The 380-nt window shown below is 58.2% G+C and carries 1 protein-coding gene; it reads right to left on the minus strand.

Going from position 1 to position 380, the window contains the following annotated elements; all coding sequences use genetic code 11:
• Positions 1-380 (minus strand): immunoglobulin-like domain-containing protein (locus ACYSTU_RS27000; RefSeq protein WP_499002762.1); only part of this gene is annotated, 380 nt, incomplete at both ends.

The following is a 380-nucleotide window of genomic DNA, read 5'->3' on the forward strand; positions in this document are numbered from 1 at the left end:
AGTATCGATGGTGTCAGTGACCTGAGTGATCGCAGGCGTAGTGCTCGGCACGAGATTTTCGAAGTTACCACCGGTGGCGCTGGTGATCGTGGCCTGAACAGACCCGGCATCTTTATAAACGTCATCGGACGGTGCCGGAACGGTTGCGGTGCCGGTGGTTTCGCCAGCCTTGATGGTGATCACAGCGCCGTTCGACAGGGTCACGGTCACTGGTGAGCCAGCGGCATTGGTCAGTGTCGCGGTGTAGGTGATCTGGCCACCTTCAGCCACCGAGTTACTGGCGCTGAGCGACAGATTGGTGGTGTCGGTAACATCCGTAACAGAAGTCGAGACCGGAGTTTTGTCGGCAACCAGATCTTCGAAATTGCCACCGGCCACCG

The organism is Pseudomonas glycinis (genome assembly GCF_054871425.1).